We start from the raw sequence: 25,895 nt of genomic DNA, 5'->3' as shown, positions 1-25,895 counted from the left end.
CGCCGGACGGCCCCGCCCCCTCGTGCCGACCGGTGCTCCCGACACCGCCGGAGGCCGCGCGGTGTCCCCCCGCGCACTCGCCCGCAGCACGACGCCATCCAGGAGCCGAGCCCACCGTGTCCATCATCGAGGCCATCATCCTTGGAGTCGTCCAAGGCCTGACCGAATTCCTGCCGATCTCCTCCAGCGGGCACATCCGGGTGATCTCCGCGTTCTTCGGCTGGCCCGACCCCGGCGCGGCGTTCACGGCGGTCAGCCAGATCGGCACCGAGCTCGCGGTACTCGTCTACTTCCGCAAGCGCATCTGGGCGATCCTGACGATCTGGACCCAGTCGCTGTTCAAGAAGGACCTGCGGCGCGACATCCACGCCCGGCTCGGCTGGTACGTCATCATCGGCACCATCCCGATCGGCGTCCTCGGCCTGCTGTTCGAGGAGCAGATCGACACGGTCTTCCGCGACCTGCGGATCATCGCCCTCACCCTGATCATCTTCGGCGTCATCCTGGGGATCGTCGACCGCTACACCCGCAAGCACCGGGTCATCGCCGATCTGACGATGGGCCGCGGCCTCGCCTTCGGCCTCTTCCAGTGTCTCGCGCTGATCCCCGGCGTGTCCCGCTCCGGCGGCACCATGACCGGCGGCATGCTGCTCGGCTTCAAGCGCACCGACGCCGCCGAGTTCTCCTTCCTGCTCGCGATGCCCGCCGTGTTCGCCTCCGGGCTGTACAAGCTCACCGACATCGGCGGAAACGAGTACGCCGGCTGGACCGCCACCATCGTCGGCACCGCGGTCGCCGGAGTCATCGGCTACGCCTGCGTCGCCTGGCTGATGAAGTTCATCTCCACGCACAGCTTCATGCCGTTCGTCTACTACCGGGTGGCGATGGGCATCCTCATCCTCACCCTGGTGAGCTTCGGCGCCCTCGACCCCGCCGGCGGCCCGGAGAAGGCGGAGGCCGAGCAGAGCGAGCAGGGCCGGGAGGCGGAGGCGGCGCCGGAGCCCAGCCCGTCCCCGGAGCACTCGCCCGAACCCTCGCCCTCGCCGAGCACCGACCCGGCCACCGGCTGGGAGATCGACCCCGAGGTGGGACTGCCGCGCAACCCCGAGACCGGGCTCTACCACGACCCGGAGCTGGGGATGGACGTCGACATCGACGAGCAGAGCGGACTGCCCGTCAACCCGGTGACCGGCCAGACCTACGACCCGGCCGAGACCGCCGGCGGCGCCCAGGAGGGGGGACAGAGCGGGCAGCAGGGCGGCGCCGGGACCGGCGCCGGAGAGCCCGGCGCGGCCCCCGCCGGCTGACCGCCGGCAGCGCCGCGCGCCCTGCCCGGCCGACACGGCCTAGGGTGCTCCCATGGCCACCCCACCTCAGTCCTCCACGACCGTCCTGCTCCTGCGGCACGGCCTCACCGGCGCCACCGGAAGCGTCCTCGCCGGCCGTGCGCCAGGGCTGCACCTCGACGACCGCGGCCGCGCGCAGGCGGCCGGCGTCGCGCAGCGGCTGGCCGGGCTGCCGGTCGGCGCGGTCGTCACCAGCCCCCTGGAGCGGTGCGCCGAAACCGCCGCGCCGCTCGCCGAGGCCGTCGGCGCGCCGCTGCACACCGATGACCGGTTCATCGAATGCGACTACGGCGACTGGACCGGCCGGGCGCTGGCCGACCTCGCCGGCGACCCCCTCTGGCCGGTCGTGCAGGCGCATCCGGCCGCCGCCCGCTTCCCCGGCGGCGAGTCCATGGCGGCGATGGCCGCCCGGGCCGCGGCCGGCATCGCCGACTGGACCGCGGCCGCCGAACCGTCCGCAGCCGCCCCCGCCGGGGACCGGCTCATCGTGGTCTGCAGCCACGGCGACGTCATCAAGGCGCTGCTCGCCGACGCGCTCGGACTCCACCTCGACCTGTTCCAGCGCATCCAGGTCGACCCGGCCTCGGTGTCGGCGGTGCGCTACACCCCGCTCCGGCCGTTCGTACTGCGCCTCAACGACGTCGGCGCCACCGCGGAAGGGCTGGCGCCGCCCGCTGAGCCGGCCGGCGACGCCGTCGTGGGCGGCGGCGCCGGCGCGGTGGGGGAGGCGCCGGGGGAGCAGGCGCCCAGCGGCCCCGCGGAGGGCGCGGGACGCACCGCCGGCTGAGCCGGCGCCCCGCTGCGCCCCTCCGCCCCGCCAGCGGGGACACACCGGTCCGGCACCGCATCTGCGCTGGTCCCCGGAAGCGCGGCTCCGCCCGCACCCCCGATCGGCGCCGCGCGGATCCGGCCCTCCGGCTCCGCGCGGGAGGCCGGCCGCCCCCGCCCGCTGATGCGGTTCGCGGCGCCGCAATCCTCTAAGGTGCAGGCATGTCCGTCTATCTGTACGACCCGCCCGCCCGCTTCGTGGCGGGGACCGTCGGCCGGCCCGGGGAGCGCACCTTCTTCCTGCAGGCCAGCGGCGAGCGGCGCGTCACCTCGGTGGTTCTGGAGAAGCAGCAGGTTTCGGCGCTGGCGGAGCGCATCGAGGAGCTGCTGGAGGAGGTCCGGGTCCGGTTCGGCGAGCCGCCGGAGCAGGAGGCATCCGCCGATACCGACGACGGCCCGCTGGAACAGCCCATCGAAGAGGATTTCCGGGTCGGCACGCTGGCGCTGGCCTGGGACTCGGAGTCGTCCCGGGTGATCGTCGAGGCGCAGGAGGCGGTCCGCGACGACGAGGACGCCGACGACGAGGAGGAGGTCGAGGTCTTCAGCGACACCGGCCCCGCCGACCGCGACGTGCTCCGCGTCCACCTCACCGCGGGTGCCGCACGCGCCTTCGCCGGGCGCGCCATGCGCGTCGTCTCGGCCGGCCGCCCCGACTGCCCGCTGTGCGGACTGCCGCTCGACCCGGCCGGACACATCTGCCCGCGGCAGAACGGCTACAAGCCCATCGGGCAGTGAGCAGCGACCGCGCGCCCGGCACGCCGGGCCCCCCGGACCCCGCCCTGCACCACGGCGCCCCCGCCCCTGGCGGCACCGCCCCGCGCGGTGCCGCCCGGAGCGGTGCCGCTCCCGAGCCGGCCGCAGGCACTGCGGTGCCCGGCTCCGCCGTTCCGGACGGTGCCGCGGACCTGCTGCACCGCGGCCGGATCGACATCGTCGGCCGGCTGACGGCGGCCTCCAACGCCACCTTCTACTGCACCGTCACCGACCCCGCGGCCGGCGGCCTGCCCGACCCCGCGGCCGACCCGGCCGGCGCCGCCGACGCCGCCTCGGCGGCCGAGCTGCCCGGCGCCGTACCCGTCCTCGACCCCGCCACCGGCGCGCCGGTGCGCGCCGCGTGCGTCTACAAGCCCGTCGAGGGCGAGCGGCCGCTGTGGGACTTCCCGGACGGGACGCTGGCCGGCCGCGAGACGGCGGCCTTCCTCGTCTCCGAGGCGCTGGGCTGGTCGGTGGTGCCGCCGACCGTGCACCGGGACGGCCCGCTCGGCCCCGGGATGGTGCAGTGGTGGATCGGCGGCGACGACTCCGCCGACCTGATCGGCCTCGCGCAGCGCACCGACCACCCCGCGCTGCGGCGGATGGCGGTGTTCGACGCCGTCATCAACAATTCCGACCGCAAGATCGGCCACCTCCTGCCGGTGCCCGGCGGCCACCTCTACGGCTGCGACCACGGTGTCGCGTTCGCCGCCGAGTACAAGCTGCGCACGGTCCTGTGGCAGTGGCAGGGCGAGCCGCTGCCCGCCGGGGCGCCGGAGGCGCTGGAGCGGCTGCTCGCCGGGCTCGGCGAGGGCGCGCTGGCCGCCGCCCTCGCCGAGCACCTCACCGGGCCTGAGCGCTATGCGCTCCGCCGCCGGGTGGAGCTGCTGCTGCAGCACCGGGTCCATCCGTATCCGTCCCCGGCGTGGCCGTCCGTTCCCTGGCCGCCCGTGTAAGCGCGGCGTGCTCGGCGTCCTCGCGCTCGCGGCGCCGGCGGATGAACCCGTCGTCGACCACGCGGACGACGGTGATCAGCGCTGCCGCGCCGGCAGCGACGGTGAGTGCGGTGGCGACCGTGCCCGGCTCGCTCACGTCGAGCGCGAAGAAGTCCTGGCCGAAGGGGGTGAGCAGGGCGAGCAGCAGCAGCCCGACCATGGCGCCGACCAGCACGACCTTCCACCACACATACGGTTTGGCGACGAGCAGCAGCACCCACAGCGTGGTGGCGCACAGCGTGATGACGACGGCGGTGCGGTCGGCCACCGTGGGCATGCTGGCGCCGTCCAGCACCAGCAGGTAGGTCGTGATCGCCGCCAGTCCGCTGATCAGGCCCGATGGGATCGCCAGGCGCAGCGTGCGGCCGACGAACCCGGGCCGCGCCCGCTCGATGTTGGGTGCCAGCGCCAGGAAGAACGACGGGATGCCGAAGGTGACGGCGTTGATCAGCGTCGCGTGCCGGGGGAAGAACGGGTAGGCCACCGCCAGCATGCTCACCACCGTCGCCATCGTCATCGAGTAGACGGTCTTGGTGAGGAACAGGTTGGCGACCCGCTCGATGTTGCCGATGACCCGCCGCCCCTCGGCCACCACCGCCGGCAGCGCCGAGAACCTGTTGCCGAGCAGCACGATCTGCGCCACGGCGCGCGAGGCTGGGCTGCCCGAGCCCATCGCCACGCCGATGTCGGACTCCTTCAGCGCCAGCACGTCGTTGACGCCGTCGCCGGTCATCGCCACGGTGCGGCCGCGGGCGTGCAGGCTGCGCACCATGCCGCGCTTCTGCTCGGGGGTGACCCGGCCGAACACGGTGGCCCGGTCGACCTCGTCGGGGCCGGGGCCGCTGCGCGCGTCCACCGGGTCCTCGGCGCCGGGCACGCCGACCCGGCGGGCGACCGCGCCCACGGCGGCCGCATTGTCGCCGGACACGATCTTGACCTCGACACCCTGGTCGGCGAAGTAGTCGAGGGTGTCCTTGGCATCGGAGCGCAGCCGCTGGTCGAGCACGACCAGCGCGGCCGGCCGCACCGGTCCGGGCGCGCCCTCGGCGTCCACCCGGTCCGCCGCCTCGGCGAGCAGCAGCACCCGCAGGCCCTGCCGGCCGATCCGCTCGGCCTCGGCGGCCTCCGGCCCGTCCGGGTCGGACAGCACGTCGGGGGCGCCCAGCACCCAGTGCCGCTCCCCGCCCGGCGTGGCGAACGAGGTCCCGCTCCACTTGCGCGCGGAGGAGAACGCGGCCTGCGCGATCGGCTCCCACCCCTCGGGCAGCTCCGGGACCGCCTCGGCGATGGCCTGCATACTCGGGTTGGGGTGCGGGTCGGCGGCGGCGAGCGCGGCGAGTACCGCGCGCGGGCCGGCCGCGGCCCCGGGCGCGTCCGCGCCGCCCAGGTCGCGCACCTCGGCCAGCGCCATCCCGTTCTCGGTCAGCGTGCCGGTCTTGTCGGTGCACACCACGTCGACGCGGGCCAGGCCCTCGATGGCGGGAAGCTCCTGCACCAGGCACTGGCGCCGGCCCAGCCGGATCACCCCGACGGCGAAGGCGATGCTGACCAGCAGCACCAGGCCCTCCGGGATCATCGACACGAGCGCGGCCACCGTGCCGCGCAGCGCGTCGGCCACCGGCCCCGGAACCGCGCCGGAACCGATCGACTCGCGGATGCCGACCTCGCCGTTGAGCACCAGCTGGCTGTAGACCAGCAGGCCGCCGATGGGGAACAGCGCCCAGGTGATGAAGGTCAGGATCCGGTTGATGCCGGACCGCAGCTCGGAGCGGACCAGGCTGAACCGGCTCGCCTCCTCGGCCAGCCGCGCGGCGTAGGCGTGCCGGCCGACCTTGGTCGCGCGGAACATGCCGCCTCCGGCGACGACGAAGCTGCCCGACATGACGGTGTCGCCGGGCTGCTTCAGCACCGGGTCCGACTCGCCGGTCAGCAGAGACTCGTCGATCTCCAGCGCGGTCGCCGCGACCACTTCGCCGTCCACCACCACCTGGTCGCCGGGCGCGCAGGAGATGATGTCGTCGAGCACGATCTCCTGCGGCGTCACCTCGGCGGTCGCGCCGTCGCGCAGCACCCGCGGATGGGCGGCGTTGACGATCGCCAGCCGGTCCAGGGTCCGCTTGGCGCGCAGCTCCTGCGCGATGCCGATCAGCGTGTTCACGACGATGACCAGGGCGAACAGGCCGTCCTGGATCGGGCCGATCACCGCGATGATCGCGAACAGGACCGCGATCATCGCGTTGATCCGGGTGAACAGGTTGCCGCGGATGATGGCGGCGACGCTGCGGCTCGCCCGCACCGGCACGTCGTTGCTCTGTCCGCCGGCGATCCGCTCGGCGACCTCGGCCGCCGTCAGTCCGCGGACACCGGCTCCGCTCCGGTCGGCATGGGTCGTCATCCGCACTCCCGCTCAGAAGGGTCGAGAACCGGGACACAGCGCTTGACCCTGGCTGCCGCGGCGCCGGCGCGGACGGGGTCCGCCGCCGGCAGCAGTCGGCAACCAGGACCGGGGGATTTCCCCCGTGGCGTCGGGTCCATCGGGGAGTCGCGCGGCCCGTGGCACAGAAGCCTAGGGGACCGCAGGTACTGGTGCGATAAGGGCCACACCACGGGCGGCCGGGGTGCGGCCGCACCCCGGCCCGCAGGTGCTGGCCCCCGCGCGGGCCCCGCGGGAGCAGCGGCTGCCGCGCCCCGGCGACACGCGCGCGGTGCGGGGTGCGGCCGGAGCGGGCTGCGCCGGGGTAGGTTTGCACGGCGGTGCGGCCGGTAAACCCGGCACCTCCCTCCGACGTCTGAACAGCAGTACCGCCGCTGCGGCGGGCTGCCGGAACGCGAAGGGAGGGGCCGCGGTATGGGCGACACGCCCGGGATGCCCGGGGGGCGGACTGCTCTGGAGCCGGGGCCCCTGCTCAGGTCGGCCTGCTACTGGCTGCTCTACCTCGTCGGACTCTCCGGCGCCTACCTGCACTGGCAGACCGGCAACACCGGACTGGCCGCGCTCTGCGCGGTGGCGGTCGCGGCCGCGGTCGGCGGCATCGTGCGCGGCTCCCGCCGCGGCTGAGCCGGGGTCCGCCCGGCACGGCGGGCCGGTCCCGGGTATTCCCGCTGCGGCGAGGGAAAACCTCTCGCCGCCCGCGCCCCTCCCGGAGCGGCCCGAGCGCGGGCGGCCGGATACTCTCAACACCATGCGTTCTTGGTCTGCGCCCGAAATCATCCGCCTGCCCGGGAGCGGCGGCCCCCTCAGCGTCCACGACACCGCCACCCGGTCCCGGCGGACCACGGACCCGGGCCGCCAGGCGCGGATGTACGTCTGCGGCATCACGCCCTACGATGCCGCGCACATCGGGCACGCCTTCACCTACCTCACCTTCGACCTGGTCAACCGGGTGTGGCGGGACGCAGGCCACGAGGTGCACTACGTGCAGAACACCACCGACATCGACGACCCGCTGCTGGAGCGGGCCGACGCCAACGGCGAGGACTGGCGCGACCTTGCCGCCCGCGAGATCGAGGTGTTCCGCCGCGACATGGAGGCGCTCCGCATCCTGCCGCCGCGCGCCTACGTCGGCGTCGTCGAGTCGGTCGGCCTCATCGCCGACTTCGTGGCGCGGCTGCGCGACGCCGGAGCCACCTACGAGCTGGACGGCGACATCTACTTCGCGGTCGAGGCGGCCGCCGAGTTCGGTGCGGTGGGCCACCTCGACCGGGCGGTGATGCTGGAGCTGTTCGCCGAGCGCGGCGGCGACCCGCAGCGCGCCGGCAAGAAGGACCCGCTCGACTGGCTGCTGTGGCGTGCCGAGCGCCCCGGTGAGCCCGCCTGGGACACCGTGCTCGGCCGCGGCCGCCCCGGCTGGCACGTCGAATGCAGCGCCATCGCGCTCAGCGAGCTCGGCACCGCCTTCGACCTCAACGGCGGCGGCAGCGACCTCGTCTTCCCGCACCACGAGATGGGCGCCGCCGAGTCTGCCAAGGCCACCGGGGTGCACCCGCAGGCGCAGAACTACATGCACGTCGGCATGGTCGGCCTGGACGGCGAGAAGATGTCGAAGTCCCGCGGCAACCTGGTGTTCGTGTCCGGGCTGCGCGAGCGCGGCGCCGACCCGATGGCGATCCGGCTGGCCATGCTGGCGCACCACTACCGCACCGACTGGACCTGGACCGAGCAGGTCCTGGACACCGCCGCCGCCCGGATCGCCCGCTGGCGCTCGGCCGCCGCACTCCCGGCCGGCCCGGACGCCGCGCCGGTGCTCACCGCGGTCCGCGCAGCGCTCGCCGACGACCTGGACACCGCCGCAGCGCTCGCCGCGATCGACGCCTGGGCCGAGGCGGCCCACGCCGACCCGTCCGGCGACCCCGCCGCGCCGGCGCTGGTCGCCGACACCGCGGACGCGCTCCTCGGCATCGCACTGCGGCCGTAGAGCGTGCCGGGCGGACATCGGCCGCCATCCGCCCGGCACGCCCCGGCCCTGCTCGCCGAACGGGGCAGACCCCGCAGCCGGATCCGGATCGCGGCGCCCGGGGGACGGTCCCGTCAGACCGCGGCCCGCCGGCCGCAGCGGAGGGATGGAGCGCAGGACGCGGGCGCGGACCGGGGTGCAGGGGTATGCCGCGCCGCCCGGCAGGCGCCCGGCAGGCGCCCGGCGTCCGCCCGGACCCGCAGGGGAGGGCGGCGCCCCGCGCAGCACCCCCTGCGCTCCCGCGGGCCGGGGTGCGCCGGGGGTGAAACGCATCCGGGGCGGCCGACTGTATGCGGAACGGGCGCTGCGGTGTATACCGCGCAGAGTTCCCGTACGGCCGGTCCCGGACCGAAATCAGCGCAACGCCACCAGTGGGTGGCGTTCCGTGGTGGGATGGCCGCATGACGAGCTCCACCCGAACCACGCCGGACGCCCCGGCGTCCACCGCCGCCGCCCTCGTGCGGACGTTCGCCTCCTCCGTCGGCGACTTCGGCGACCGCGCCGACCTGGCCCGCTTCCTGCGCGGGCACGGCCTGGTCACCGACGGGGCCATCCCCATCACACTGGCCGACTTCGACGAGGCCCTGGCACTGCGCGACGGGATCCGCGCGGTGCTGCTGCAGGCCCGCGGCCGCACCCCCGACCACGACGCGCTCGCCCGCGGCCAGCGGGTCCTGGACGGCCTGCGGGTCACCGTGCGGCTGCTTCCCGAGGGCGCTGACGGCGGGCTGCTCGCCCCGGCCGTCGTCGACGAGGTGCGGCGCGGCCTGGCGCGGATCGCCGCCGCCTGGGCCGCCGTGTGCGCGACGGGGGAGTGGCGCCGCATCCGCCTGTGACGGCGCGGCGGCACGGCCGGTCTGGGCCGGGGAACCGCCGGGCGCGCCCCGGCAGGAAAGCAGCGCGCCCGCCTGCGGCCCGGTTCAGCTGTTGCGGCGGCGCCGCAGGTAGCGCTCGAACTCCTTGGCGATCGCCTCGCCGCTGGCCTCGGGGAGCTCCGCGGCGTCCTTGGCCTCCTCCAGGCTGCGCACGTAGCCGGCGATGTCCTCGTCCTCCGACGCCAGCTCGTCGACGCCGTGCTCCCAGGCGCGGGCGTCCTCGGCCAGCTCGCCGAGCGGCACCTCGCGGTCGAGGACGTCCTCCACCCGGCGCAGCAGCGCGAGTGCGGCCTTCGGATTGGGCGGCTGCGCCACGTAGTGCGGCACCGCGGCCCACAGCGTCACCGTCTCGATGCCGGCCCGGGCGAACACGTCGTGCAGGATGCCGACGATGCCGGTGGGGCCGTCGTAGCTGGTCGGCTCCAGCCCCAGCTCGGGCCCGAGCTCGGTCGGGCTGGCGACGCCGGTCACCGGCACCGGGCGGGTGTGCGGCGCGTCGGCGAGCAGTGCGCCCAGCAGGACCACCCGGCGCACGCCCAGCTCGCGGGCGGTCGCGAGCAGGTCGGCGCAGAACCCGCGCCAGCGCATGTTCGGCTCCGAGCCGGAGACCAGCACCACGTCAGCGCCGCCGCTGCCGCCCGGGCGGGCCACCGAAAGCCGGGTGGAGGGCCACTCCACGCCCTCGTGCCGGCCCTCGGTGACGGTGATGCGCGGCCGCGAGACCTGGAAGTCGTAATAGTCGTCGGTGTCGATGGCGGCGAGGTCCTCGGCGTCCCAGGCAGACGCCAGGTGGGCGATGGCGCTGCTGGCCGCGTCGCCGGCGTCGTTCCAGCCTTCGAACGCGGCCACCATGACGGGCTCGACGAGCTCGGGAACGCTGTCGAGCTCAGGCACGGGCCGCCTCCTCTGCACCGGGCCGCCCGCGCGGGCAGGCCCGTCGTCGTTGCCGTTGCCGCGCCCGCGAGGGCGCGCCGCCACCACCCTACGGGTTCGCGGCCGGATCCGCGCGGCCCCTCCCGTTGCGAGACACGGTGCGCTATCGTGCACACCACAACTGATTCCACGCAGCGGCCATTCCGCCGGTTTCCGGGCGAGAAGGGCCTTGCCCCCGGCGTGCGACCTGGGCTGTTACCCCCCAGTGCGTTCCGGGGCCTACCCGTGCGCCCACACGCAGACCCGCGCGCACTACAGTGAACTCCTATGAGTTCTCGACTCTCCTTCCGCGATGCCCTCGCTCAGCGCGTCATTGTTGCCGACGGCGCGATGGGTACCATGCTGCAGGCCCACGATCTCGACCTCGATGACTTCGAGGGCCATGAAGGCTGCAACGAGATCCTCAACATCACCCGCCCCGACGTCGTGCGCTCCACGCATCAAGCCTTCTTCGACGTCGGCGTGGACTGCGTCGAGACCAACACCTTCGGCGCGAACTTCGGCAACCTCGGCGAGTACGACATCGTCGAGCGCACCTACGAGCTGGCCGAGTCCGGTGCCCGCATCGCGCGCGAGGCCGCCGACTCCTACACCGACGGCCGGGACCGCTACGTCCTCGGCTCCGTCGGCCCCGGCACCAAGCTCCCCTCGCTGGGCCACGCGCCCTTCGCCACCCTGCGCGACTACTACGAGCAGTGCCACCGCGGCCTCATCGAGGGCGGCGCCGACGCCATCCTCGTCGAGACCTGCCAGGACCCGCTGCAGACCAAGGCCGCGGTGATCGCGGCGATGCGGGCCCGCACCGCGCTGGGCTCGGACATCCCGGTGATCGCCCAGGTCACCATCGAGACCACCGGCACCATGCTGATGGGCTCCGAGATCGGCGCCGCGCTGACCGCGCTCGAGCCGCTCGGCATCGACATGATCGGCCTCAACTGCGCCACCGGCCCGGCCGAGATGAGCGAGCACCTGCGCTATCTCGCGCAGCACTCGCGGGTGCCGATCTCCTGCATGCCCAACGCCGGCCTCCCCGAGCTGGGCGCCGACGGCGCGGTCTACCCGCTGCAGCCGAGCGAGCTCGCCGACGCCCACGACACCTTCACCACCGAGTTCGGCCTGTCCATGGTCGGCGGCTGCTGCGGAACCACGCCCGAGCACCTGCGCCAGGTTGTGGAGCGCGTCGGGGGCCGGGGCGTCACCGACCGCTCTCCGCTCTCGCCGACCGCCGCCGCCTCGCTCTACCAGAGCGTGCCGTTCCGCCAGGACGCCTCCTACCTGGCCATCGGCGAGCGCACCAACGCCAACGGCTCCAAGAAGTTCCGCCAGGCGATGGTCGAGGAGCGCTACGACGACTGCGTCGAGATCGCCCGCGAGCAGATCAGCGACGGCGCCCACCTGCTCGACCTCAACATCGACTATGTCGGCCGGGACGGCGCCCAGGACATGCGCGAGCTCGCCTCGCGGCTGGGCACCGCCTCCACGCTGCCGCTGATGCTCGACTCCACTGAGCCCGAGGTGCTCGAGGCCGGCCTGGAGCTGGTCGGCGGGCGCGCCGTGGTGAACTCGGTCAACTACGAGGACGGCGACGGCCCCGACTCCCGGTTCACCCGGATCATGCGGCTCGTCCGCGAGCACGGCGCCGCGGTGGTCGGCCTCTGCATCGACGAGGACGGCCAGGCGCGGACCGCCGACTGGAAGCTGCGGGTGGCCTCGCGGCTCATCGACGAGCTCACCGGCAGCTGGGGCATGCGCACCGGCGACATCATCATCGACTGCCTCACCTTCCCCATCACCACCGGGCAGGAGGAGACCCGGCGGGACGGCATCGAGACCCTGGAGGCCATCCGCGGCCTCAAGGAGCGCTACCCCGAGGTGCAGACCACCCTGGGCCTGTCCAACCTCTCCTTCGGCCTCAACCCGGCCGGCCGCATCATCCTCAACTCGGTCTACCTCGCCGAGGCGGTCGAGGCGGGCCTGGACTCGGCCATCGTGCACGCGTCCAAGATCCTGCCGATGAACCAGATCCCCGAGGAGCAGCGCAAGGCCGCCCTCGACCTGATCTATGACCGGCGCGACGGCGACTACGACCCGCTCGCCACCTTCATGGAGCTGTTCGAGGGCGTCGACGCCGCTGCGATGAAGGCGTCCCGCGCCGAGGCGCTCGCCGCCCTGCCGCTCTGGGAGCGCCTGGAGCGGCGCATCGTCGACGGCCAGCAGGTCGGCATGGAGGAGGACCTCGACGAGGCCCTGCAGGAGCGCCCCGCGCTGCAGATCGTGAACGACTCGCTGCTGGCCGGCATGAAGACCGTCGGCGAGCTGTTCGGCTCCGGCCAGATGCAGCTGCCGTTCGTGCTCAAGTCCGCCGAGGTCATGAAGTCGGCGGTGGCCCACCTCGAGCCGCACATGGAGAAGACCGACGACGACGGCAAGGGCCGCATCGTGCTCGCCACCGTCAAGGGCGACGTCCACGACATCGGCAAGAACCTCGTCGACATCATCCTCTCCAACAACGGCTACGACGTGGTCAACATCGGCATCAAGCAGCCGGTGAACGCGATCCTGGAGGCGGCCGAGGAGAACAAGGCCGACATCATCGGCATGTCCGGCCTGCTGGTGAAGTCCACGGTGATCATGCGGGAGAACCTGGAGGAGATGAACTCCCGCGGGATGTCCGAGCGCTTCCCGGTGCTGCTCGGCGGCGCCGCGCTGACCCGCTCCTACGTGGAGGAGGACCTCGCCTCGCTGTTCACCGGCGAAGTCCGCTACGCCAAGGACGCCTTCGAGGGCCTGCGGCTGATGGACGCGTTCATGGCCGTCAAGCGCGGCGAAGAGGGCGCCGAGCTGCCCGCGCTGCGCACCCGCCGCGTCAAGAGCAAGGCCAAGCTGCAGGTGACCGCGCCCGAGGACATGCCCGAGCGCAGCGACACCGCCATCGACAACCCGGTGCCGAAGCCGCCGTTCTGGGGCGACCGGATCAGCAAGGGCATCCCGCTCGCCGACTACGCCGCGTTCCTGGACGAGCGCGCCACCTTCATGGGCCAGTGGGGCCTGAAGGGCGCGCGCGGCGGCGGGCCCACCTACGAGGAGCTCGTCGAGACCGAGGGCCGGCCGCGGATGCGGATGTGGATGGACCGGATGCAGACCGAGGGCCTGCTGGAGGCGGCCGTCGTCTACGGCTACTTCCCCTGCTACAGCGAGGGCGACGACCTGGTCATCCTGGACGAGGCCGGCGGCGAGCGGACCCGGTTCAGCTTCCCCCGGCAGCGCCGCGACAAGCACCTCTGCCTGGCGGACTACTTCCGGCCCAAGTCCTCCGGCGAGACCGACGTCGCGGCCTTCCAGATCGTCACCGTCGGCTCCGGAATCAGCCGCGCCACCCAGGAGCTGTTCGAGAAGAACGCCTACCGCGACTACCTCGAACTGCACGGACTCTCGGTGCAGCTCACCGAGGCGCTCGCGGAGTACTGGCACACCCGGATCCGCTCCGAGCTGGGCTTCTCCGGCCAGGACCCGGCCGAACTGGAGGCGTTCTTCAAGCTCGGCTACCGCGGTGCCCGCTTCTCGCTCGGCTACGGTGCCTGCCCCGACCTCGAGGACCGCGCGAAGATCGTGCAGCTCCTGGAGCCCGAGCGGGTCGGCGTCACCCTGTCCGAGGAGTTCCAGCTCGTCCCCGAGCAGGCCACCGACGCCATCGTGATCCACCACCCCGAGGCGAAGTACTTCAACGTCTAGCCGCGGCCGCATACGGCAGCAGCGGAATCCGGGGGCGCCGCGCACTGCGCGCGGCGCCCCCGGCGCGCTGCCGACGCCGCTGACGTGCGCTGGCCTACCGTGCGTATCAGCCGCATCGCATGGTGCGGTGGCGCACACTATTTACCGCAACTTAGACGAATTGTGACTTAACTTCGCCTAAATTGGCCGCTACGTGCATCAGGTGTGACGTACCGGCCTCATCCGTCCGCTCAGGGGGGTGGGCGCCTGCTCTGCTGATGCCCCCACCAGTAGTGCTGATGAGAGGCTGAACATTGAGAAGAACAGCGCTGGGCAGCGTTGCGGTGGCCGCGTCGGCCACGCTGCTGCTGTCGGCCTGCGGCTCCGGCGGCGATGACGGCGCCGGCGGCGACGTCGCCTTCGACCAGGGGATCGAAGAGGTCGTCAACGCCTCCGACGAGCAGGGCGGCACGCTCCGGTACGCCATGGCGTCCAACATTGAGAGCACCGACCCGGGCAACACCTACTACGGCTACGTCTGGAACTTCAGCCGCTACTACGCCCGCACGCTCTACACCTACAACCCCGCACCCGGGGAAGAGGGCCGCGAGGTCGTTCCCGACCTGGCCGAGGGCGAGCCGGAGGTGAGCGACGACGGTGAGACCTACACCGTCAAGCTCAAGGAGGGCCTGAAGTACGAAGACGGCTCCGAGATCGTGGCCGAAGACGTCAAGTACGCCATCGCGCGCTCCAACTTCGGCCCCGACGCCCTGCCGAACGGCCCGAAGTACTACAAGGAGCACCTCGCCGAAAGCGACGACTACGAGGGCCCCTACGCCGACACCGACGACCCGCTCGACGGTTTCGACGGTATCGAGACGCCGGACGACCACACGCTGGTCTTCAAGCTCAAGGGCGCCTTCTACGACTTCCCCTACGTGCTCGCGCAGCCGCAGAGCGCCCCGGTCCCGGCCGACGCCGACACCGGCGAGCAGTACCAGGAGAAGGTCGTCTCCTCCGGCCCCTACAAGTTCGAGGACAAGTGGACGCCGGGCAACGGCTTCACCCTCGTGCGCAACGAGGAGTGGGACGCCGAGTCCGACCCGATCCGCACGGCGCTGCCGGACGAGATCACCATGGAGGAGAGCGTCGATCAGAACGAGATCGACAACCGCCTCGCCAACGGCGACCTCGACGTCGACCTCGGCGGCACCGGGCTCGGCCCGGCGAAGAAGGGCGAGCTGCTGCAGGACGAGGAGGCCAAGACCCTCCTGGACAACCCGCAGAACGGCGCGCACTACTTCCTGAACGTCAACACCAAGGTCGAGCCGTTCGACAAGCTCGAGTGCCGCCAGGCCGTGCAGTACGGCCTGAACCGGGACGCCGTCTGGCGCGCCTGGGGCGGTGCCGCCGGCGGCGACATGGCCAACACCATCCTGCCGCCGGTCGTGCCCGGCCACGACAGCGAGAGCGACCTCTACCCGCCGGCCGACGCCGAGGCGCAGGAGGGCGACCCGGCCAAGGCCGAGGAGATGCTCTCCGAGTGCGGCGAGGACGGCATCAGCACCAACCTGGGCGTCCGCAGCGACCGCCCCGCCGAGGTCGCGGCAGCCGAGGCCATCCAGGACGGCCTCGGCCGCGTGGGCATCGACGTGTCGATCGAGCAGTACCCGTCCGACACCTTCACCAACACCCAGGCCGGTTCGCCGAGCTTCGTGCACGAGAACGAGCTCGGGCTGAACATCTACGGCTGGATGCCCGACTGGAACACCGGCTACGGCTACATGAGCCAGATCCTGGACGGCGACGCCATCAAGGAGGCCGGCAACTCCAACATCTCCGAGTTCGACAACGACGAGGCCAACAAGCTCTTCGATGAGGCCGTCGCCGTCGAGGACGAGGACGAGCGGGTCCAGATGTACACCGACATCGACCGCATCGCGATGGAAGAGGCGGTCATCGTCCCGATGATCTACCACAAGGCCGTGCTCTACCGGCCGGAGAACCTCACCAACGTGTACTTCAACCCGAGCTGGAAGATGTACGACTACATGGCCCTGGGCACCACGTCCGGCGGCGAGTAGCCATCCGCGGGAGCGCCTGAGCGCCTCGGCGCACACGGGCAGCGGGCCCGGGACTCCGGCAGAACGCCGGGGCCCGGGCCCTTCCCATCGGCGCCGCCGTCCGGCAGGTCCGGTGCTGCCGCACCGTGCCGAGGCGTCGCCGTTATCCAAGTGATCGGTGATCGTGACGAAGCGGCGCGGGGCGCTCTCTAGATTGGCCTCCACGCGCATCACCGGCGATGGGCGGCTGCGGCCGCACCCGGGGGCGGCCCACAAGGCCGTGCCGGTGCTGCTTCCTTCAGCGACACTGAGGAGGCCGGATGGCATCACCGGCACAGGGACACCGCCCCGGAACCGCACGGCGGCGCCCCCGCGCGCTGCGCGGAGCGGCCGCGGCCGCTGCGGCGCTGCTCGCGCTCACCGCCTGCGCCACGGGCGGCGAGGACGGCGGCGGCGCCGGCGCGGAGTTCGACCAGGGCTCGACGGAGGTCGTCAACGCCTCCGACGAGCAGGGCGGCACGCTCCGCTACGCGATCACGGCGAACGTCGAAAGCACCGACCCGGGCAACAGCTACTACGGCTACGTCTGGAACTTCTCCCGCTACTACGCCCGCACGCTCTACACCTACGACACGGCACCCGGCGAAGAAGGGCGCGAGGTCGTTCCCGACCTGGCGGAGGGCGAGCCGGAGGTCAGCGAGGACGGTGAGACCTACACCGTCAAGCTCAAGCAGGGCCTGAAGTATGAGGACGGCGAGGAGATCGTCGCCGAAGACATCAAGTACGCCATCGCGCGCTCCAACTACGGGCCGGACGCCCTGCCCAACGGCCCGAAGTACTACAAGGAGCACCTCGCCGAGAGCGACGACTACGAAGGACCGTACGAGGACGCCGACGACCCGCTCGCCGGCTTCGACGGAATCGAGACGCCGGACGACCACACACTGGTCTTCAAGCTCAAGGGCGCCTTCTACGACTTCCCGTTCGTCCTTGTCCAGCCGCAGAGCGCGCCGATTCCCGCCGACGCCGACACCGGCGAGCAGTACCAGGAGCGCGTGCTCTCCTCCGGGCCCTACAAGTTCGAAGAGGACTGGACCCCGGGGAACGGGCTCAGCCTGGTGCGCAATGAGGAGTGGGACCCCGCCTCCGACCCGATCCGCGAGGCGCTGCCGGACCGGGTCACCGTCGAAGAGGGCGTCGAGCAGAACGAGATCGACCAGCGGCTGATGAACGGCGACCTCGACGTCGACCTCGGCGGCACCGGCCTGGGCCCCGCGCAGAAGGGCCAGGTCGTCCAAGACGAAGCGGTCCGCCCGCAGCTGGACAACCCGCTCAACGGCGGCCACTACTACCTCTCGGTGAACACCCGGGTCGAGCCGTTCGACACGCTGGAGTGCCGCCAGGCCGTGCAGTACGGCCTCAACCGCAACGCGGTGTGGCGCGCCTGGGGCGGCGACGCCGGCGGGGAGATGGCCAACACCATCCTGCCGCCCGGCGTCACCGGCCACGACCCGGACAGCCAGGTCTACCCGCCCGCGGACCCGGAGGCGCAGGAGGGCGACCCGGCCAAGGCCGAGGAGATGGTCGCCGAGTGCGGCGAGGAGGGCGGCTTCTCCGCCAAGCTGGGCGTGCGCAGCGACCGCCCGTCCGAGGTCGCCGCGGCCGAGGCGATCCAGGAGAGCCTGGACCAGGTCGGCATCGACGTGTCGATCGAGCAGTTCCCCTCCGACACCTTCACCAACACCCAGGCGGGCTCGCCGAGCTTCGTGCAGGACAACGAGATGGCCCTGAACATCTACGGCTGGCTTCCGGACTGGGACAGCGGCTACGGCTACATGAGCCAGATCCTGGACGGCGACGCCATCAAGGAGGCCGGCAACTCCAACATCTCCGAGTTCGACAACGACGAGGCCAACAAGCTCTTCGACGAGGTCGTCGGAATGCCCGAGGAGGCGGACCGCAACGCGGCCTACACCGAGATCGACCTGCTCGCCATGGAGCAGGCCGTGATCGTGCCGATGGTCTACAGCAAGGCCGTGCTCTATCGGCCGGAGAACGTGACCAACGTGTTCTTCAACCCGAGCTGGAAGATGTACGACTACATGTCCCTGGGCACCACCGAGACCGGGTAGCGCCGGCGGCGCCGGAGCAGCAGCCGCCCGGCCGCCCCGCTCGCCTGCGGGGCGGCCGGGCCCCGGCGCGGGCGGCGCTGCGCAGGCGGGCCCGGCGCCGCGGATTGCCCGCAGCATGCATTCCGAAGGGCAAACCCTAGGGGAACGGCCGGATGTGCGTCCGCGCGCCGGATGCGAGACTGGGGACATGCCGGAGACATTGCCGATCGCGGGTCCGATGCTGGGTGCGGCCATCACCATCGTGGGGCTGCTCATCTCCTGGGTGGTGTGGCGCCGCAAGGGCGCCGCAGCGGGGCTGCGCGGTGTCGCGTGGTCCCTCGTCCCCCTGGCCGCGGGCCTGCTCGGCCTGATGAACACGCTGTGGCGGACGGTCAGCGACGTCATCGGAATCCTGGCCGGGCTGCTGTTCAACCCGATGGTGTGGGCCGGTGTGGTCGTCACCGGGATCGCCGTCGTGCTGTTCGTCGCCTCCGGGGTGATGCGCTCGCGCGGCGTCGGCGTCCGCACCAAGGCGGCCAAGGCCGGCGCGAGCGCCCCCGCCGCCGACGCCGGCGGATCCGGGGCCCAGATCCCCGCCGCAGCTGCAGGCGCGGGTACGGGCGGAGCCGCCGCGGGCGCCAAGGGCGCCAAGCCGGGCAAGGGCTCCGGCGACGACGACTTCGGCGACATCGAGGACCTGCTGCGCAAGCACGGCATCGAATAGCCGCGGCCTGCCGGGTGCGCCCGGCAGGCCGCCCGGCTGCGTCCGTGCGGCCCGAGAGCGCCCTCTGCGGAGGGCGCTCTCCGTCTGGGCACCGGGCCCCCTGCGGCCTGAGCGCCTCGGCGTGCACGCGCTCAGGCGCAGCTCCCCGTGCGCCCGGCCCGCCGGCCCCCTCCGGCCGCGGCCGTTCAGGCCCACTGCGCCCGCCGGGGGAACCCGGCTGAATTCCGCTGCCGGGCGGCCGGCAGAATCCGCCGGCAGGGCGCCCGGCGGCCGCGGAGCGCCGCAGGTTCCGCGGACCGCTGCGCGGTACAGGGCAAGAGCTGCGAATTTTGCCCGTTTATGTGTACTTATGCTCCCGACATCGCCATAGTATTGCTGCAGCCGGAGGCGGAATCGGGGTGCAGGGCGCGCCTCGAAGCCGTCGGCGGCCGCATCGGGCAGACTCGGTGACGATGAGTGACGACTGTGATGTTCAGCGTGATATGACGGAAACGTCGGATAGCCGTCACGATTCAGCCACAACGGCTGCAATTGGACGTTCAGGCATATGACCCGGCGTACATTGATCGCCGTGCATACCCGTCTGCACGAAACCTGTTAGCCACGTCGAGTGTCGCGTCGGCTGCGTCGGCAATGTCGGCCGCCGGCTGCCGGCGGCATCCGCGCGGAGCAACCCTCCGCCGGAGCGGTGTCCGGACCAACCGGTACGGCCCGATCGGCCGGCACGGCGGGGGCGGTCGCACCGCGCCGGCCGACGCGACACGCGCCGGCCGCGATACCAGCGGAGTAGTGGGGGAGTAGTGGTGCCATGAGCGCGCCTTCGCACGCACCCGACCAGGCGGACGGCGCTGCCGAAGCTGCCGCCGCCGGCGGCGGGAAGGTCGCCGCGGAGCGGTCGCTGCGGCAGATCGCCTGGCAGCGCTTCCGCCGCGACCGGGTCGCCATGGCCGGCGCCGTCGTCGTGGTGCTCCTGTGCCTGATGGCGCTGTTCGCGCCGCTCCTGGCGCGCTGGTTCGGCTTCCCGCCCAACGAGTTCCACCAGGACCTGATGGACCCGCTGACCGGCGGCGTGCTCAACAACCCCGACGACCCGGTCTCCGGGATCGACTCCTGGGGCGGCATCTCCGGCCAGCACCTGCTCGGCCTGGAGCCGGTCACCGGCCGCGACCTGTTCAGCCGCGTCGTCTACGGCGCGCAGATCTCCCTGCTGGTCGCCTTCGGCGCCACCATCCTGTGCGTCGTCATCGGCACCGTGCTGGGCATCGTCGCCGGCTACTTCGGCGGCTGGGTGGACACCGTGATCAGCCGGGCGATGGACATCTTCCTCGCCTTCCCGCTCCTGCTCTTCGCGATCGCGCTGGCCGGCGTCATCCCCGACGGCGCCTTCGGCCTCCAGGGCAACGGACTCCGCGTCGCGCTACTGATCTTCATCATCGGCTTCTTCAACTGGCCCTATATCGGACGCATCGTCCGGGGCCAGACGCTCACCCTGAAGGAGCGCGAATTCATCGAGGCGGCGCGCAGCCTCGGCGCCGGCAGCGGACACATCCTCTTCCGCGAGATCCTGCCGAACCTCATCACGCCGATCCTCGTCTACTCGACCCTCCTCATCCCGACCAACATCATCTTCGAAGCCTCCCTCTCCTTCCTCGGTGTCGGAATCAACCCCCCCACCCCGAGCTGGGGCGGCATGTTGTCCAATTCGCTGGACTTCTACACCACGTCGCCCCATTACGTGATCATCCCGGGTCTGGCCATCTTCATCACGGTGCTGGCCTTCAACCTCTTCGGTGACGGCCTGCGGGACGCATTCGACCCCCGCTCCTCCGATTGAGCCGACCGGACCGTCCGGGGGCGACCCTCCCGGCGCGGCGATGGGCACGCGCACACGAGAAAGGCAAGAAATTGAGCATCCGAGCACTGGGGCTGGCGGCGCTGGGCGTGTCCTCCGCGCTGCTCCTCAGCTCCTGCGGGACCGGCGGGGGCGGCGACTCTGCGTCGGGCACCTTCGACCAGGGCACCACGGAGACGGTCAACGCCTCTGAGGAGACCGGCGGCACGCTGCGCTATGCGATGTCGTCCAACATTGAGAGCACCGACCCGGGCAACACCTACTACGGCTACATGTGGAACTTCAGCCGGTACTACGCCCGCACGCTGCTGTCCTACAGCACCGAGCCCGGTGAGAAGTCCACCGAGGCGGTGCCGGACATGGCCGCCGAGATGCCCGAGGTCACCGACGAGGGCCGCACCTACACGGTGAAGCTCCGCGACGGCATCAGGTTCGAGGACGGCACCGAGGTGACCTCCGAGGACATCAAGTACGGCATCGCGCGCTCCAACTTCGGCGAGGACGCCCTGCCCAACGGGCCGAAGTACTTCGCCGAGCTGCTCGCCGACAGCGAGGACTACGAGGGCGTCAACGCCAACCCCAGCGACCCGCTGGCGGGCTTCGACGGTGTCGAGACGCCGGACGACAAGACCCTGGTGTTCCACCTCAAGGAGCCCTTCGCCGACTTCCCCTACGTCCTGCTGCAGCCGCAGACGGCGCCGGTTCCGGCCGACTCCGACACCGGCCAGCAGTACCAGGAGAACGTCGTCTCCTCCGGGCCCTACAAGTTCGAGGGCGGCTGGACCCCGGGCAACGGCCTGAACCTGGTCCGCAACGAGGAGTGGGACGCCGAGTCCGACCCGATCCGCAGCGCGCTGCCGGACAAGGTCACCGTCGAGGAGAGCGTCGAGCAGAACGAGATCGACCAGCGCCTGATGAACGGCGAGCTCGACGTCGACCTCGCCGGCACCGGTCTGGGCCCCGCCAAGAAGGGCGAGGTGCTCAGCAGCGAGGACGAGAAGGCGTTCGTCGACAACCCCGAGACTGGGGCGCTGCGCTACATCGCCGTCAACACGGTGATGGAGCCGCTGGACAACGAGGCGTGCCGGCAGGCCATCATGTACGCGGCCGACCACGACTCGATGCAGCGCGCCTGGGGCGGCTCCGCCGGCGGCGCCATCCCCAACGACGTCATTCCGCCGACCATCCCCGGCCACGACCCCGACATCGACCTGTACCCCTCCGAGGGTGACAAGGGCGACGTCGCCAAGGCCGAGGAGAAGCTCGAGGAGTGCGGCGAGCCGGACGGCTTCAGCACCAACATCGGTGTCCGCTCCGACCGGCCCACCGAGGTCGCGGTCGCCGAGGCCGTCCAGCAGAGCCTGGACCGCGTCGGCATCGAGACCAGCATCAAGCAGTACCCGTCCGACTCGTTCACCAACACCCAGGCCGGCTCGCCGGACTTCGTCGCCGAAGAGGAACTGGGCCTGAACGTCTACGGGTGGATCCCGGACTGGCCCACCGGCTACGGGTTCCTCAGCTACATCATCCACGGCGACAACATCAAGCCGGCCGGCAACTCCAACATCTCCGAGCTGGACGACCCCGAGATCAACACGATGCTCGACGACGCGGTCGCCAACGAGGACCCCGCGGAGCAGGAGCGGCTTTACAAGGAGATCGACCGCCGCGTGATGGAGACCGGAGCGATCCTGCCGGCCGTGTTCGAGAAGTCGGTGCTGTACCGGCCGGAGAACCTCACCAACGTGCACTTCACCGCCGGCTACGCAATGTACGACTACATGCTGCTGGGCACGAGCGGCTCGTAGTCAACCGGACCCCCGAACCTTCGAGCCGAGAGTAAGGCAGGTGAAGGCCGCGGGGGCGGCCGGGCCCCGACCGGGCCCGGCCGGCCTCCGCGGCCGGACACGTTGGTCACATACATTCTTCGTCGCCTGGGCGCCGGCGTCCTGCTGCTCGCCATCGTCACCCTCGTGACGTTCATGATCTTCTACGTCGTGCCCCGGATGGCCGGGCAGACCACCCAGCAGCTGGCCACGATGTACGTCGGCAAGGCGCCCACCGCCGAGGCGATCGAGGCGACGATCGACCGCCTCAACCTGGACCAGCCCGTCGCGCTGCAGTTCTGGGAGTTCATCAAGGGCATCTTCGTCGGCGCCACCTACACGTTCGGCGGCCGCGAGGTCGCCTGCAACGCGCCGTGCTTCGGCTACTCCTTCCAGAACTACACCGAGGTCTTCCCCCAGCTCGTCGAGCGCCTCCCGGTGACGTTCTCCCTCGGCCTGGGCGCCGGCGTCATCTGGCTGATCGGCGGCGTCGCGGTGGGCGTGCTGTCCGCCGTCAAGAAGGGCAGCATCTTCGACCGCCTCGCGATGACCGTCGCGCTGGCCGGCGTCTCCCTGCCGATCTTCTTCACCGGCCTGCTCGCCCTGGCGTTCCTGGTGCACGCCTGGGGCCTGTTCGAGACTCCGACCTACACCCCGCTGATGGAGAACCCGATCGCCTGGGCAGCCGGGCTCTTCCTCCCGTGGGTGACGCTCGCCTTCCTGCACGCCGCGCAGTACGCCCGCCAGACCCGCGCGGGCATGCTGGAGACGATGGGCGAGGACTACATCCGCACCGCCCGGGCCAAGGGCCTCAAGGAGCGGACCGTCATCCTCAAGCACGGCCTGCGGCCGACGCTGACCCCCATCGTCACCATCTTCGGCCTCGACATCGGCCTGGTGCTGGGCGGCGCCGTCCTCACCGAGCAGGTGTTCTCGCTGAACGGCATCGGGCGCTACGCGGTCCAGGCGATCATCTCCCAGGACCTCCCGGTGATCCTCGGGGTCACCCTCTTCGGCGCCTTCTTCATCGTGATCGCCAACCTCATCGTCGACATGCTCTACGCCTGGGTCGACCCCCGGGTGCGAGTGGCCGGCTGATGCACGCCCGCGCGACGTACTCCCGCTCGCCGCGCCGCCCAGCGGCGGCGGGCCCGATCCGAAGGAAGAACCCGCAATGACGACCCCGGAAAACGGGCAGGAACCCGCACCCGCGGCGGTCCGGGTCCAGGATCTGTCCATCACCTTCCCCACGATGGACGGCGACGTGCACGCCGTCGCCGGCCTGTCCTTCGAGGTGCCCCCCAGCGGCGCCCTCGGCATCGTCGGCGAGTCCGGATCCGGCAAGAGCGCCACGTCGCTGGCGCTGATGGGCCTGCACCGCGGCACCAGCGCGGTCATCACCGGTGAGATCTCGGTCAACGGCACCGACATCGTTTCGGCGAAGAACGAGCGGATCCGGGAGATGCGCGGCAACGACATCGCCATGGTCTTCCAGGACCCGATGTCCTCGCTGCACCCGCAGTACACGGTGGGCAACCAGCTCATCGAGGCGTACCGGACGCACCGCCCGTCGGCGTCCAAGGCCGAGGCGAAGAAGCGCGCGGTGGAGTCGCTGGAGCGGGTGGGCATCCCCAACCCGGCGCAGCGCGTCAACTCCTACCCGCACGAGTTCTCCGGCGGCATGCGGCAGCGCGTCGTCATCGCCATGGCGCTGATGTGCGACCCGAAGGTACTGCTCGCCGACGAACCCACCACGGCCCTGGACGTCACGGTCCAGGCGCAGATCCTCGACCTCCTCGACGACCTCCGCCGCGACCTGGGCATGTCGCTCATCCTCGTCAGCCACGACCTGGCCGTGGTGGCCGGCTCGGTCGACGAGGTGCTGGTCATGCAGAAGGGGAAGGCCGTCGAGTACGGCGACGTCCGCCAGGTGCTCTCTGCGCCGGAGCACGCCTACACCCGGGCACTGCTGGACGCGGTGCCGCGGGTCGAGGTCTCCCGCGCCCAGCGCCGCGCCGAGATCCGCGCCGACCGCGCGCGGACCAGTGGCGGGACGGCAGGCGAACAGGCGGAGACCGCCGCCGGGGACGCCGGCGGCGAGGCGAAGGGCACCGGGGCCGAAGAGGGCGCCGCGGCCGCTGAGCCGGCCTCCGGAGCCGGATGGGAGACCGGCAGCGAGCCGCTGCTGCGCGCCGAGAACCTCTTCATGAAGTTCAAGGTCCGCGGCGGGAAGCTCGGCGGCTCCTCGGACTTCTTCGCCGTCAACGACGCCTCCTTCGACCTGTTCAAGGGCGAGACGCTGGGCATCGTCGGCGAGTCCGGCTCCGGCAAGTCGACGCTGTCCCGGATGGTGATGCGGCTGCTCCAGCCCACCTCCGGCACCATCACCTTCGAGGGCCGCGACATCACCTCGATGGGCGAGCGGCAGCTCCGGCCGCTGCGCCGCGACATCCAGATGGTGTTCCAGAACCCCTACTCCTCGCTCAACCCGCGGCTGACGATCGGCGACACGATCGGCACCGCGCTGCGCGTCCAGGGTGAGAAGGACGGCAAGGAGATCAAGCGCAAGGTGCAGGCGCTGCTGGAGCGGGTCGGCCTGGAGCCGACGCACTACAGCCGCTTCCCGCACGCGTTCTCCGGCGGCCAGCGCCAGCGCATCGCCATCGCCCGCGCGCTGATCCTCCGCCCCAAGCTCGTCATCTGCGACGAGCCGGTCTCCGCGCTGGACGTCTCGACCCAGGACCAGGTGCTGCGGCTGCTGTCGGAGCTGCAGGACGACTTCGACCTGACCTACATCTTCGTCGCGCACGACCTCGCGGTGGTCCGCCAGGTCAGCGACCGCGTCGCGGTCATGCGCAAGGGCGAGATCGTGGAGATGCGCACCAGCGACGAGGTGTACGAGGACCCGCGGGACGAGTACACGAAGTCGCTGCTCAACGCGGCTCCGCTGCTCGACCCCGACGAGGCGCGCGCCAACCGCGCCGAGCGGGTCCGGCTGCGCGCCGAGCGCTCCGGCGGCTCCCGCGCCGCCTAGGGGCCGGCGCACCGCACCGTACGGCGGCCGCAGCGGAGTCCTCCGCTGCGGCCGCCGTCCTTCTCCTTCGCTGAGCGGCCGGCCGGCACGGTCCGAGCCGGCGCAGGCCGGGGGAGAGCGGCGGGCCGGCGGCGCGCGTCAGCGGCCCGCGGACCGGGCGATGAGGCCCCAGGCGACCAGCGCCGCGCCGACGGTGGCTTGGCCGGCCTGGAGGGGGCCGGGCCACCCGGAGAACTCCACCGCGCCACCGGCGAGCGGGCCTGCGGCATCGGCGGCCCACGTCAGGACGGCGACGGCCAGGAGGGCCCCGCCGATCCACAGCTGCGCCGAGCCCGCCGGCCGCTCGCCGGCCGCCACCGCGCCCGCCGGAGCCGCCACTGCGGCCGTGCG

17 protein-coding genes and 1 pseudogene are annotated in these 25,895 nt (G+C 72.0%); 15 read left to right on the top strand and 3 right to left on the bottom strand.

The features are described 5' to 3' along the window. Positions 1 to 116: 116 nt before the first annotated feature. The 4 genes from ACYVGT_RS21720 to ACYVGT_RS21705 all read left to right on the top strand — a co-directional run bounded on the left by ACYVGT_RS21720 (position 117) and on the right by ACYVGT_RS21705 (position 3,883). Positions 117 to 1,307, top strand: coding sequence for an undecaprenyl-diphosphate phosphatase (locus tag ACYVGT_RS21720; RefSeq protein ID WP_460861476.1), 1,191 nt, complete (start codon positions 117 to 119; stop codon positions 1,305 to 1,307). 52 nt (positions 1,308 to 1,359) lie between these two features. Beyond that, entirely contained in the window at positions 1,360 to 2,133 is a 774-nt protein-coding gene (locus tag ACYVGT_RS21715; RefSeq protein WP_460861473.1) for an MSMEG_4193 family putative phosphomutase, read from the top strand. Positions 2,134 to 2,336: 203 nt separating this feature from the next. Then, positions 2,337 to 2,909 carry a DUF3090 domain-containing protein gene (locus ACYVGT_RS21710; RefSeq protein WP_460861469.1) on the top strand — a complete coding sequence of 191 codons (573 nt, stop codon included), beginning with the start codon at positions 2,337 to 2,339 and terminating at the stop codon, positions 2,907 to 2,909. Positions 2,910 to 3,043: 134 nt separating this feature from the next. Continuing rightward, positions 3,044 to 3,883, top strand: coding sequence for an SCO1664 family protein (locus ACYVGT_RS21705; protein WP_460861551.1), 840 nt, complete (start codon positions 3,044 to 3,046; stop codon positions 3,881 to 3,883). Here ACYVGT_RS21705 and ACYVGT_RS21700 read toward each other — a convergent pair. Continuing rightward, a complete protein-coding gene (locus ACYVGT_RS21700; protein WP_460861467.1) occupies positions 3,771 to 6,317 on the bottom strand; it encodes an HAD-IC family P-type ATPase in 2,547 nt (848 codons plus the stop codon). The two genes, ACYVGT_RS21705 and ACYVGT_RS21700, sit on opposite strands and share 113 nt — an antisense overlap. Before the next feature lie 453 nt (positions 6,318 to 6,770). On the opposite strand from ACYVGT_RS21700, the gene ACYVGT_RS21695 reads away from it, so the two are divergent. The 3 genes from ACYVGT_RS21695 (at position 6,771) to ACYVGT_RS21685 (ending at position 9,212) form a co-directional block, all read left to right on the top strand. After that, positions 6,771 to 6,980 (top strand): hypothetical protein, encoded by a 210-nt coding sequence (locus tag ACYVGT_RS21695; protein WP_460861465.1) that lies wholly within the window; start codon positions 6,771 to 6,773, stop codon positions 6,978 to 6,980. Positions 6,981 to 7,104: 124 nt separating this feature from the next. Next, positions 7,105 to 8,337, top strand: coding sequence for a cysteine--1-D-myo-inosityl 2-amino-2-deoxy-alpha-D-glucopyranoside ligase (gene mshC / locus ACYVGT_RS21690; protein WP_460861462.1), 1,233 nt, complete (start codon positions 7,105 to 7,107; stop codon positions 8,335 to 8,337). A gap of 440 nt (positions 8,338 to 8,777) precedes the next feature. Next, the gene (locus ACYVGT_RS21685; protein ID WP_460861459.1) at positions 8,778 to 9,212 is read left to right on the top strand and encodes an ABATE domain-containing protein; all 435 of its coding nucleotides are present in this window, start codon (positions 8,778 to 8,780) and stop codon (positions 9,210 to 9,212) included. 84 nt (positions 9,213 to 9,296) lie between these two features. On the opposite strand, the gene ACYVGT_RS21680 is transcribed toward ACYVGT_RS21685, so the two are convergent. Further along, positions 9,297 to 10,145, bottom strand: a complete 849-nt coding sequence (locus tag ACYVGT_RS21680) for a PAC2 family protein (RefSeq protein WP_460861455.1) — start codon at positions 10,143 to 10,145, stop codon at positions 9,297 to 9,299. Positions 10,146 to 10,451: 306 nt separating this feature from the next. On the opposite strand from ACYVGT_RS21680, the gene metH reads away from it, so the two are divergent. The 8 genes from metH (at position 10,452) to ACYVGT_RS21640 (ending at position 25,505) form a co-directional block, all read left to right on the top strand. Next, entirely contained in the window at positions 10,452 to 13,916 is a 3,465-nt protein-coding gene (gene metH / locus ACYVGT_RS21675; protein ID WP_460861452.1) for a methionine synthase, read from the top strand. 293 nt (positions 13,917 to 14,209) lie between these two features. Next, positions 14,210 to 15,979: an ABC transporter substrate-binding protein gene (locus ACYVGT_RS21670; RefSeq protein ID WP_460861451.1), complete on the top strand. Its 1,770-nt coding sequence runs from the start codon at positions 14,210 to 14,212 to the stop codon at positions 15,977 to 15,979. Positions 15,980 to 16,278: 299 nt separating this feature from the next. After that, positions 16,279 to 18,090 carry an ABC transporter substrate-binding protein gene (locus ACYVGT_RS21665; RefSeq protein ID WP_460861449.1) on the top strand — a complete coding sequence of 604 codons (1,812 nt, stop codon included), beginning with the start codon at positions 16,279 to 16,281 and terminating at the stop codon, positions 18,088 to 18,090. Between the two features lie 187 nt (positions 18,091 to 18,277). After that, positions 18,278 to 18,793 (top strand): cellulose synthase, encoded by a 516-nt coding sequence (locus tag ACYVGT_RS21660; protein WP_460861445.1) that lies wholly within the window; start codon positions 18,278 to 18,280, stop codon positions 18,791 to 18,793. Positions 18,794 to 19,601: 808 nt separating this feature from the next. Next, positions 19,602 to 20,627 (top strand): ABC transporter permease, encoded by a 1,026-nt coding sequence (locus ACYVGT_RS21655; protein WP_460861441.1) that lies wholly within the window; start codon positions 19,602 to 19,604, stop codon positions 20,625 to 20,627. Between the two features lie 71 nt (positions 20,628 to 20,698). Then, the gene (locus ACYVGT_RS21650; protein WP_460861438.1) at positions 20,699 to 22,453 is read left to right on the top strand and encodes an ABC transporter substrate-binding protein; all 1,755 of its coding nucleotides are present in this window, start codon (positions 20,699 to 20,701) and stop codon (positions 22,451 to 22,453) included. Between the two features lie 102 nt (positions 22,454 to 22,555). After that, entirely contained in the window at positions 22,556 to 23,569 is a 1,014-nt protein-coding gene (locus ACYVGT_RS21645) for an ABC transporter permease (RefSeq protein ID WP_460861434.1), read from the top strand. Between the two features lie 76 nt (positions 23,570 to 23,645). After that, complete coding sequence (locus ACYVGT_RS21640; protein WP_460861432.1) at positions 23,646 to 25,505, top strand: dipeptide ABC transporter ATP-binding protein; 1,860 nt, start codon at positions 23,646 to 23,648, stop codon at positions 25,503 to 25,505. 138 nt (positions 25,506 to 25,643) lie between these two features. Here ACYVGT_RS21640 and ACYVGT_RS21635 read toward each other — a convergent pair. Beyond that, positions 25,644 to 25,895, bottom strand: a pseudogene (locus ACYVGT_RS21635) (hypothetical protein); the annotation flags it as partial.

The organism is Nocardiopsis coralliicola, from assembly GCF_054779695.1.
Note: the sequence above shows the minus strand (reverse complement) of the source record. Positions and strands in the feature narration are given on the sequence as shown.